Genomic DNA, 10,638 nt, shown 5'->3' with positions numbered 1-10,638 from the left:
TCGGCGGGCGCCGTCACCGTACGCGTGGCACGACGACGACCACGACGCGGCGCGGCCTCCTCGACGGCCGGCTCCGAGGCGGCGGCCTGCTCCGGCTGCGCGGGGGCATCGGCCTGCTCGGCGGGCGCGGTCTCGGCGGGCGCCGTTACCGTACGCGTGGCACGACGACGACCACGACGCGGCGCGGCATCCTCGACGGCCGGCTCCGAGGCGGCGGGCTGCTCGGGCTGTACGGGGGCCTCTGCGGCGGGGGACGCCGGAACGACGGTCTCGGCCGCCTCCGCCGACGCCGGAGCCCCGGCGGGCGAGGAGGCGCGGCGCACGGCACGGCGCCGCGGACGGCCCGCGGGCGCGGGCTCAGCAGCCGTCTCGGCGGCACGGGCGGCTTCGGTGACGGCCTCGTCGGCCGCCGCCTCGGGCGCCGCATCCGCCGGCGCGACGGTCTCCGCCGACGACGCGGACGCACCGGACGGCGGGCCGGCCGGGCGGGACGCGGCCCTGCGCCGACGGCGCGGCGGCAGGGTGTCGCTGGGGGTGTTCGACTCGGTGTCCGTCGAGCTGGTCGCGGACCCGGTGGGTTCGGTCGGTTCGAGCATGCGGGGGTTTCTCCCGTCAGGCTCCCGGGCGCCGCGCCTGGTCCGGCGTCGACAGGTCGACCGCCGGTGACGTCCGCGGCTCGCGCTGGTGCGCGGTCGCCGCCGTCCGGGGCGCGGGCGCCGCTCGGAAGCTCTCGTGTCTTGTCTCGCCGGTTCCGTACCCCTTGTCGTGCACGGCCTGGCGAAAGTCTTGTGGTCGGTGCGCTGCCCGACCCAGGTGGCTCCCGAGTTCGAGGGCGGCGCTACGACGTCCGTCCCTGAGCGGAACCTTCCTTACGCCGACGCCTTCGCGGCGGCGGAAGCGGCGGCCGGTTGCGGCTCGGGCGCTTCTGCCTCGCGGTCGGGCGCGAGCGGGTCGGTCACCGCACCGGTCTCTTCATCGAACAGCCCCTGCGCCAGCCTGGTCACCGCTGCGGGGACCGGCGGCGCCAGGTCGGCCACGGCGCGAAGACCGGACAGGACGTCGTCGGGTCGTACGGCAGGCGTCACGTGCCGAACAACCAGCCGCAGTATCGCACAGGGCTGGTCGGTCGGCCTATCAGCCGGCGAACCGTGCGTGGTGACGCTCTCGAGGTGCGCGACGGCGGAGCGGGCGTCGAAGGTGCGGACGCCGTTCTTGGTCCGGCGCTGGACCTCCACCGCCGGGGCCGAGTTGAACGCCGCCACGGCGCGCTCGGCGTCCGCGGGCTCCACACCGGCCAGCCGCAGCTCCCACACGGAGGCCGTCAGCCGATCGGCGAGTCCGGAGGTCCGGGACTCGACCGCGTCGACGATGTCGAGCCCGGCGGGCAGGGACTCGTCGAGGAGTGCCCGGAGCCGCTGGGGGTCCCGCGCCTCGGTGAGCGCGATCTCCAGATATTCCGCCTCACTGCCCGTGCCGGTGGGTGCGGCATTGGCGTACGACACCTTCGGGTGCGGGGTGAACCCCGCCGAGTACGCCATAGGCACCTCGGCGCGGCGCAGCGCACGCTCGAAGGCGCGCTGGAAGTCACGGTGGCTGGTGAACCGGAGGCGGCCGCGCTTGGTGTAACGCAGACGAATGCGCTGCACCGCGGGTACGGGCGGCGGGCCTTCGGGCTGTCGCTTGCCCAGGGGACTTCTCCTTGTGTACGGCGGTCGGGACCGTGACGCACCCCCGCGGTGGCGGGGAGCGGTCCGGCTGACGCGTTCCCGGCGTCGTGCGGTCGGGATCATCCCCGCATCGGCGGGGAGGTCTCGCGTCCGGTCCTTGTCTCAAGGGTACGCGTTTGCGCGCCCAGGGGTTCCCGCCGGTCCGCCGGCAGCGCCCGATCCGGCTCTCCGAACAGCGTCCGCCGCAGGTCGGCGCGGACCTGCCGGACCGACAGCCGGGCGGAGCGGAGCGCCTGCCGGCCGGCCCGCCGGGCACCGCGCGCGGCGTCGGCGAGGGGTCGCAGGACGGTGCCGCGCACGGCGTGCCCCACCGGCGTCAGCACGCTCCGGTACACCCACCGCGCCGGTTCGGCGACGGTCCACCGGAACAGGGCGCCCAGCGCCCGTCCGACGGCGCGCGAGACGTACCCGGCGACGCGCCAGGCGTGCCCGAGCGCGTCCAGGACCTCCCGCCCGATGACGGCGAGCACCCGGCCGACCGGCGCCAGCACCCACCGCCACACGGCGAGGGCGGGCAGCACCAGCAGCACCCGGACGGTCCAGTACAGCACCGTGCCGACGCCCGTGACGGCCTTGCCCAGACACCAGAGCACCGACCTGCCGCACCAGGCCAGCAGATGCCCGACGGGCGTCAGCACCCAGGCGTAGAGCCAGGCGGCCGGTACGACCACGAAGTAGCGCGCGAGCCGGGCGAGACCGGCGTACAGCCCGCGCCCGACGGCCACGAGCACCGCGCCCGCGCCCCGGAAGAACCAGCCGAGCGCCTGCCCGACCGGCGTCAGCACCCACCGGTACACCCACACCGCCGGCACGGCGAGCAGCACGTTCCCCAGCCACCCGACCCCCTTGGCCACCGGCACGACGACATACCGCCACAGCCCGACCAGCGGCCACACGAACAGGGCCCGGCCGAGCCACGCCAGCGCCCGCCCGACCGGCCGCCCCACCGTGTCCAGGAGGAACCGCCCGGCGACGGCCAGCACGTCCCACACCATCCGCACCGGTACGACCAGCACCAGGACGACGATCCGCACCGGAACGCGGACCGCCGCGGCGACGCACCCTTCCGGGTCCGTACGCCGCGGCGGCTCCTGCGGACGGCCGTGCGGCCGCTTCTCAAGGTCCATACCGGCGAAGACGCCGAAACGCCTCGCCCGGATCCTCGGTCAGACGATGTCGCTGCTTTCCCACTTCCAGCTGAACGACCCCGCGCTGTCCCACTTGCGCACCGGCCCACCGAACCCGGAACCGTTGCTCGTCAGCGTCCACAGGCCGGTGCGATTGGTGCCATCGTCCTGGCGGCCGTAGTCGTAGAGCACACCGACGTCGCTGCGGCCGTCACCGTCGAAGTCTCCGGCGAACGGCTTGGAATTGTTCCAGCTCCAGCTGCCGCCCGTGGCGCTGTCCCACTTGCGCACCGGCCCACCGAAATCGGTACCGCTGCTGGTGAACGTCCACAGGGTGGTGTGATTGGCCCCGTCACTGCGCTGACCGTTGTTGTAGAGCACGCCCACGTCGCTACGGCCGTCACCGTTGAAGTCGCCGGAGACCACCTTCGACCGGTCCCAGTCCCAGCTGGGGCCGTTGTCGGTGACGTTGTCCCAGGCCTTGACCGGCCTGCCGAACCCGGAGCCGTTGCTCGTCAGCGTCCACAGGCCGGTGCGGTTGACCCCGTTGGCCTCGGGACCGTAGTCGTAGAGCACACCGATGTCGCTGCGGCCGTCGCCGTTGAAATCACCGGCGAACGGCTTGGAGTAGTTCCAGTTCCAGCTGCCGCCCGTGGCGCTGTCCCACTTGCGCACCGGCCCACCGAAATCGGTACCGCTGCTGGTGAACGTCCACAGGGTGGTGTGATTGGCCCCGTCACTGCGCTGACCGTTGTCGTACAGCACACCCACGTCGTCACGGCCGTCACCGTCGAAGTCGCCGGAGACCACCTTCGACCGGTCCCAGTCCCAGCTGGGGCCGTTGTCGGTGACGTTGTCCCAGACCTTGACGGGCTTGCCGAACCCGGAGCCGTTGCTCGTCAGCGTCCACAGACCGGTGTGGTTGGTCCCGTCGGCCTCGGTGCCGTAGTCGTAGAGCACGCCGACGTCGCTGCGGCCGTCACCGTTGAAGTCACCGGAGAACGCCTTGGAGCGGCTCCAGCTCCAGCTGCCACCCGTGGCACTGTCCCACTCGCGCACCGGCCCACCGAAACCGGAACCGCTGCTGGTGAACGACCACAGGGCGGTGCGATTGGCCCCGTCACTGCGCTGACCGCTGTCGTACAGCACACCCACGTCGCTGCGGCCGTCACCGTCGAAGTCGGCGGCGGGAGTCCGCACCGCGTTCCCGGTGACCCAGTCGCGTATGTCGTCCACCCTGGCGGCGACGGCGCTGCTGGGCGTCCCCTCCGCGGAGTCGACGCCGAAGCAGCCCACGTGGTTCGAACGGCTGCTCACCGCGACGAGCTCCGGGCGGCCGTCGACGGTCCGCAGCACCGGGCCACCCGCGTCACCCTGGCAGACCGAGGCTCCGTCCTTGCCGCTCATGACCAGGTCGGCGCCGTCGACGGCGGTGACGGCGAAGGTGCCGGTGTGCTGCTCGAGCGGCGCCCACTCCGTCGCCGTACGGCCGTGTCCGGCCACGGTGAGGTCCTGTCCGGCGGTGGCTCCCGCGCCGGCGAGGGCGACGGGCGCCACTCCCCGCACCGGCTGCGCCAGACGGGCCAGCACGAGGTCGCGCTCACCGTGCGGGCGGAGCTCCACGACGTCCCGCGTTACACCGCCCACGGTCGCGACGGTCTCCAGCCGGGGCGGGCCGGCGGGCACGGAGAGGTCGGCGGCCGGGTCGTCGGCGAAGCAGCTGGCGGTCGTGAGCACCCACTCGGGCGAGACCAGGGAGCCGGAGCAGCCCCGCTGGTGGTCACCGACGACCAGCCGGGCGGTGAACCCGAGACCCGCGTCCGTCGAGGGCTGGCCGACCACCGCTTGCGCCGGCGTGCCGGTGAGGAGCAACAGCGGCGCCGCGCCGAGGAGCGCGACGGCCCTGACCGCGGCGGTTCCTGAGACGCCGGCGCGTCTGAGCCGGTTCGGGCGTGAAGCGGTCTTGCGTGCGTTCATTGCAGTCCTAGGAGTCGGTCTTGTGATAACAGGCTCGAAGGTCGCGGTACGCCGACTGCTTTTCACTTGTCGGTGGGTGTTCTTCGCTCAGTCGCCACGAGAAACACCCTGTGCCCCGCCCCCCTCAGCCATCTAAGACCGAGCTCCATGATCTCGTCCACGGTTCAAACCGCCCAAACTGACAGTACGTCACTCCCGGAGCATGACGTACGTCACCTGTGTCAGCCGGCCGGGGCGGTGTTCTTGACCGTGAGAGGCAGTAGCTTCTTGCCGGTCGGGCCGATCTGGATCTCCGTGTCCATCGCGGGGCACACCCCGCAGTCGAAGCACGGCGTCCAGCGGCAGTCCTCGACCTCGGTCTCGTCGAGGGCGTCCTGCCAGTCCTCCCAGAGCCAGTCCTTGTCGAGGCCCGAGTCGAGGTGGTCCCAGGGCAGGACCTCCTCGTAGCCGCGCTCGCGCGTGGTGTACCAGTCGACGTCGATGCCGAAGGGCTCCAGGGCCTTGTCGGCGCAGGCCATCCAGCGGTCGTACGAGAAGTGCTCGCGCCAGCCGTCGAAGCGGCCGCCGTCGTCGTAGACGGCGCGGATGACGGCGCCGGTGCGGCGGTCGCCGCGGGAGAGGAGGCCCTCGACGATGCCGGGCTTGCCGTCGTGGTAGCGGAAGCCGATGGAGCGGCCGTACTTCTTGTCGCCGCGGATCTTGTCGCGGAGCTTCTGCAGGCGGGCGTCGGTCTCCTCGGCGGACAGCTGCGGCGCCCACTGGAAGGGGGTGTGGGGCTTGGGGACGAAGCCGCCGATCGACACCGTGCAGCGGATGTCGCCGGAGCCGGAGACCTCGCGGCCCTTGGCGATGACGCGGGTGGCCATGTCGGCGATCTGGAGGACGTCGTCGTCGGTCTCGGTGGGCAGGCCGCACATGAAGTACAGCTTCACCTGGCGCCAGCCGTTGCCGTAGGCCGTGGAGACGGTCCGGATGAGGTCGTCCTCCGAGACCATCTTGTTGATGACCTTGCGGATGCGCTCGGAGCCGCCCTCAGGGGCGAAGGTGAGGCCGGAGCGGCGGCCGTTGCGGGTCAGCTCGTTGGCCAGGTCGATGTTGAAGGCGTCGACGCGGGTGGAGGGGAGGGACAAGCCGATCTTGTCCTCCTCGTAGCGGTCCGCGAGGCCCTTGGCCACGTCGGCGATCTCCGAGTGGTCGGCGGAGGAGAGGGACAGGAGGCCGACCTCCTCGAAGCCGGTCGCCTTCAGGCCCTTGTCGACCATGTCGCCGATGCCGGTGATGGAGCGCTCGCGCACCGGGCGGGTGATCATGCCGGCCTGGCAGAAGCGGCAGCCGCGGGTGCAGCCGCGGAAGATCTCGACGGACATGCGCTCGTGGACGGTCTCGGCGAGCGGGACGAGGGGCTGCTTGGGGTAGGGCCACTCGTCGAGGTCCATGACGGTGTGCTTGGAGACGCGCCACGGGACGCCCGAGCGGTTGGGTACGACGCGGGCGATGCGGCCGTCGGGGAGGTACTCGACGTCGTAGAAGCCGGGGACGTAGACGCCGCCGGTCTTCGCCAGGCGGAGGAGGAGTTCCTCGCGGCCGCCGGGGCGGCCCTCGGCCTTCCAGGCACGGATGATCGCGGTGATCTCCAGGACGGCCTGCTCGCCGTCGCCGATGACCGCGCAGTCGATGAAGTCGGCGATCGGCTCGGGGTTGAAGGCCGCGTGTCCGCCGGCCAGGACGACCGGGTCGTCGATGCCGCGGTCCTTGGCCTCCAGCGGGATGCCCGCGAGGTCGAGCGCGGCCAGCATGTTGGTGTAGCCCAGCTCCGTGGAGAAGGAGAGGCCGAAGACGTCGAAGGCCTTCACCGGACGGTGGCTGTCGACGGTGAACTGCGGGACGGAGTGCTCCCGCATCAGCGCCTCCAGGTCCGGCCAGACGCTGTAGGTGCGCTCGGCGAGGACGCCCTGCTGCTCGTTCAGCACCTCGTAGAGGATCATGACGCCCTGGTTGGGCAGGCCGACCTCGTAGGCGTCCGGGTACATCAGGGCCCAGCGGACGTCACAGGATTCCCACTCCTTGACCGTGGAGTTGAGCTCTCCGCCGACGTACTGGATCGGCTTCTGCACATGCGGGAGCAGAGCTTCGAGCTGCGGAAAAACAGACTTCACAGACTCGGCGGCTTCGGCAGGCATCTCACGGAACCTTCGTGTGCTGACAAGGGGGACCATCCAGCCTAACCCGGCCCGGATGGTCCCCCGTACCGCTCGTCCCGTCCGCCCCGCGGACCGGGGCTGCCTACGCCGGCTCCGCTACGCCGACATCGGTTTCTGCACGGTGATCGATTGAAGGAGTCCGATCGCTATCCAGATGGCGAACATCGACGAGCCGCCGTACGACACGAAGGGCAGCGGCAGGCCGGTGACCGGCATGATGCCGAGGGTCATGCCGATGTTCTCGAAGGTCTGGAAGGCGAACCAGGCGACGATCCCCGCGGCGACGATCGTGCCGTACAGGTCGGTGGTCTGGCGGGCGATCCGGCAGGCCCGCCAGAGCACCACGCCGAGCAGGGCGATGATGAGGCCGGCGCCGAGGAAGCCCAGTTCCTCGCCGGCGACCGTGAAGACGAAGTCGGTCTGCTGCTCCGGGACGAAGCGGCCGGTGGTCTGCGAGCCCTCGAAGAGGCCGGAACCGGTCAGGCCGCCGGAGCCGATGGCGATGCGGGCCTGGTTGGTGTTGTAGCCGACGCCGGCGGGGTCGAGTTCCGGGTTGGCGAAGGCGGCGAAGCGGGCGATCTGGTAGTCGTCCAGGATGCCGAGCTGCCAGACGGCGAGCGCGCCGGCGGTTCCGGCGCCGAGCAGTCCGAAGATCCAGCGGTTGGAGGCGCCGGAGGCGAGCAGCACGCCCAGCACGATGATGACCATGACCATGACGGACCCGAGGTCGGGCATGAGCATCACGATCAGCATGGGCACGGTGGCCAGGCCGAGGGCCTGGAGCACGGTCCGGTGGTCGGGGTGGGGCCGGTCCCCGGCGTCGACGCGCGCAGCGAGCAGCATCGCCATGCCGAGGATGATCGTGATCTTCACGAACTCCGAGGGCTGCAGGGAGAAGCCGCCGGGGAGTTTGATCCAGGAGTGGGCGCCGTTGATGGTCGAGCCGAGCGGCGTGAGCACCAGCAGGATCAGGAACACGGAGGCGCCGTAGAGGACCGGCACGGCGGTGCGCAGGTGGCGGTGGCCGAGCCAGACGACGGCGACCATCATGGCGAGGCCGATGCCAGTGTTCAGCAGGTGGCGGGTGAGGAAGTAGTACTGGTCGCCCTGGTTGAGTTCGGTGCGGTTGCGGGTCGCGGAGTAGACGAGCAGGGAGCCCATCAGGGAGAGCGCGACGGAGGCCAGCAGTATCGGCCAGTCGAGCCGCCGTGCCATGCCGTCCCGGGCGAAGACCCGGGTCCAGCCGGCCTTCTCGGGTCCGTATCCGGAGACCTGGAAGCTGTTGGCGCCGGTCATGTGCGTGCCCTCCGGCTTCCGTTGCCGGCCGCCGGACGCCGGCCGGGGCCGCGACCGCGTCCGCCGCCGCGTCGCCGGTGGCGGCGGGTGTCGCGGTTGTCGCCGTTCTGGGTCGGCGTCGTGGCGCCCTGCTGCTGTTCGTCGATGGGGGCGTACTCCTCCTCCGGGGAGGCCTTCTCGTCGGGCAGGAGGTCCTTGACGATGTCCTTGGAGATCTTCGGTGCGGGGATGGTCCCGTCGGCCTTGACCGTGGGCAGCTTCGCCTGGGGCTTCGGCAGCAGCGCCTTCTTGGGGTCGATGTCGCCGTCGTCCGAGACGCCGTAGAGCGCGTCGTAGATGTTGCGGACGGCGGGACCGGAGGCGCCGGAGCCCGTGCCGCCCTGGGAGATCGTCATGACGATCGCGTACTCGTCGGTGTAGGTGGCGAACCACGAGGTGGTCTGCTTGCCGTGGACCTCGGCGGTACCGGTCTTGGCGTGCATCGGGATCTTGTCCTGGGGCCAGCCGACCTGGGCGAACCGCCAGGCGGCGGTGCCGCGCGTGGCGACGCCCGCGAGGGCCTCGTCCATCTGGGCGAGCGTGGTCTTGCTTATGGGCAGCTTGCCGTGCGACTCGGGTTCGATCTCGCGGACCTCCTGGCCGTCGGGGCTGATGATCGCCTTGCCGATGGAGGGGTCGTAGAGGGTGCCGCCGTTGGAGATGGCCGCGTAGATGGTGGCCATCTGGATGGGGGTGACGAGGGTGTCGCCCTGGCCGATGGAGTAGTTGATGGCGTCACCGGCGCGCATCTTGTTGCCCTCGAGGCAGCCCTCGTACGCGAGCCGTTCGACGTAGGAGCCGTCCTTCTTGCCGGACTTGCACCAGGCGTCCTTGTTGGCCTCCCAGTAGTCCTGCTTCCACTGGCGGTCGGGGACGCGGCCGCTGACCTCGTTGGGGAGGTCGATGCCGGTCTTCTTGCCGAGGCCGAACTCGTGGGCGGCCTTGTAGAAGTAGTCGTTGGGGTTCTTGGGGTTGTTGCCGCCGTCCCTCTTCCACTCCTGGTGGGCGAGGCGGTAGTAGACGGTGTCGCAGGAGAGTTCCAGGGCGCGGCCGAGGTCGATCGAGCCGTAGCTGGCGGACTCGTAGTTCTTGAAGACCTGGCCGCCGACGGAGTAGGAGCTGGAGCAGTTGTAGCTGCCGTTGAAGTCGTAGCCGGCCTTGACGGCGGCGGCGGTCGAGATCACCTTGAAGATGGAGCCGGGCGCCGCCTGGCCCTGGGTGGCCCGGTTGAGGAGCGGGTAGTTGGATTCCTTGCCGGTGAGCCTCTTGTAGTCCTTGGCGGAGATGCCGCCGACCCAGGCGTTGGGGTCGTACGTCGGGTTGGAGGCCATGGCGACGATGCGGCCGGTCTTGGCCTCCATCACGACGACGGCGCCGGCGTCGGCCTTGTAGTTCTCGCCGGTGTTGTCGTCGTAGACCTTGCGGGCTTCCTTCATCGCCTCGTTCAGCTCGTACTCGGCGACCCGCTGGACGCGGGCGTCGAGGCTGGTGACGAGGTTGGAGCCGGGCACGCCGGGGTCGGACTCGGCCTCTCCGATGACGCGGCCGAGGTTGTCGACCTCGTAGCGGGTGACGCCGGCCTTGCCGCGCAGCGCCTTGTCGTACTGGCGCTCCAGGCCGGAGCGGCCGACCTGGTCGGAGCGCAGGAACGGCGAGTCGGTGTCCTCGGCCTTCTTGATCTCCTCGTCGGTGACCGGGGAGAGGTAGCCGAGGACCTGGCCGGTGTTGGCCTTGCCGGGGGCGGCATAGCGGCGTACGGCCATGGGTTCGGCGGTGATGCCGGGGAAGTCCTCGGCGCGCTCGCGGATCTGGAGGGCCTGCTTGGGGGTGGCCTCGTCGGTGACGGGGATCGGCTGGTAGGGCGAGCCGTTCCAGCAGGGCTGGGGGGTCTCGGCGTCGCAGAGCCGGACCTTGTCCATGACTTCCCGCGGCTCCATGCCGAGGACGCCGGCGAGCTTGGTGAGGACGGCCTTGCCGTCGTCCTTCATCTTCAGCAGGTCGGTGCGGGAGGCGGAGACGACCAGGCGTGCCTCGTTGTCGGCGAGGGCGACGCCGCGGGCGTCCAGGATCGAGCCGCGGGGTGCGGGTTGGACGACCTGCTGGACGTGGTTGCCGGACGCCTCCGCGGCGTACTCGTCGCCCTGGCGGATCTGGAGGTACCAGAGCCGGCCGCCGAGGGTGGCGAGGAGGGAGAGGACGAGGACCTGGATGACGACGAGCCGGGTCTGGACGCGTGTGCTGCGGCCGGTCTCGGGGATGTTGGTCACCGCG

Annotated in this window: 6 protein-coding genes and 1 pseudogene; all 7 read right to left on the bottom strand. The window is 71.0% G+C overall.

All coding sequences use genetic code 11. The annotated features are described in order from the left end of the window. Nucleotides 1–596, bottom strand: a pseudogene (locus KUM03_RS26155) (ribonuclease E/G); the annotation flags it as partial. A gap of 273 nt (nt 597–869) precedes the next feature. After that, entirely contained in the window at nt 870–1,646 is a 777-nt protein-coding gene (locus KUM03_RS26150; protein WP_217251851.1) for a TIGR03936 family radical SAM-associated protein, read from the bottom strand. A gap of 140 nt (nt 1,647–1,786) precedes the next feature. Beyond that, complete coding sequence (locus KUM03_RS26145; RefSeq protein ID WP_217251848.1) at nt 1,787–2,854, bottom strand: hypothetical protein; 1,068 nt, start codon at nt 2,852–2,854, stop codon at nt 1,787–1,789. Between the two features lie 39 nt (nt 2,855–2,893). Then, nucleotides 2,894–4,831, bottom strand: coding sequence for a trypsin-like serine protease (locus KUM03_RS26140; RefSeq protein WP_217251846.1), 1,938 nt, complete (start codon nt 4,829–4,831; stop codon nt 2,894–2,896). 221 nt (nt 4,832–5,052) lie between these two features. Continuing rightward, the gene (locus tag KUM03_RS26135; RefSeq protein WP_217251844.1) at nt 5,053–7,011 is read right to left on the bottom strand and encodes a TIGR03960 family B12-binding radical SAM protein; all 1,959 of its coding nucleotides are present in this window, start codon (nt 7,009–7,011) and stop codon (nt 5,053–5,055) included. Between the two features lie 117 nt (nt 7,012–7,128). Continuing rightward, nucleotides 7,129–8,328 (bottom strand): rod shape-determining protein RodA, encoded by a 1,200-nt coding sequence (gene rodA / locus KUM03_RS26130; protein WP_217251842.1) that lies wholly within the window; start codon nt 8,326–8,328, stop codon nt 7,129–7,131. Beyond that, nucleotides 8,325–10,634, bottom strand: a complete 2,310-nt coding sequence (gene mrdA / locus KUM03_RS26125; RefSeq protein ID WP_217251840.1) for a penicillin-binding protein 2 — start codon at nt 10,632–10,634, stop codon at nt 8,325–8,327. Before mrdA ends, rodA begins: the two co-directional genes overlap by 4 nt. Nucleotides 10,635–10,638 lie beyond the last annotated feature (4 nt).

The organism is Streptomyces sp. AC602_WCS936 (assembly GCF_019049125.1).
GTDB lineage: Bacteria > Actinomycetota > Actinomycetes > Streptomycetales > Streptomycetaceae > Streptomyces.
This window is presented reverse-complemented; position numbering and strand designations above follow the sequence as displayed.